At 50.8% G+C, this 311-nt stretch carries 1 protein-coding gene; it reads left to right on the top strand.

The features are described 5' to 3' along the window. The first annotated feature begins 70 nt into the window (after positions 1 to 70). Positions 71 to 304 (top strand): hypothetical protein, encoded by a 234-nt coding sequence (locus MKK51_RS05695; RefSeq protein WP_243975578.1) that lies wholly within the window; start codon positions 71 to 73, stop codon positions 302 to 304. Positions 305 to 311: the final 7 nt, after the last annotated feature.

The raw sequence follows: 311 nt of genomic DNA, 5'->3' as shown, positions 1-311 counted from the left end.
TCACAGGAACTTAGAGAACATTTTTCTGCTTCTATAAAGACTGCTGACACAGTATTCTAGGAGATGAAAAATGAAGAAAGTTACTTTTACGCTTGCCGCTATGACCATCCTTGGCGGGCTCGCGCTTGGTGTAGGCTCGGCATCAGCTGTTCCCATGGCTGCCAATGGTATTCAGTCTGAGACCGGCATCACCCAGGTTCGCATGATGCGGGGTGAGCGGATGATGATGAAGAAGCGCATGATGCGGAAGCAGATGATGAAGCGCCGCATGATGAAAAGCCGGATGATGAACCGCGGGATGTGAGCCTACG

Source organism: Methylobacterium sp. E-045, from assembly GCF_022829685.1.
Taxonomy (GTDB): Bacteria; Pseudomonadota; Alphaproteobacteria; order Rhizobiales; family Beijerinckiaceae; genus Methylobacterium.
This window is presented reverse-complemented; position numbering and strand designations above follow the sequence as displayed.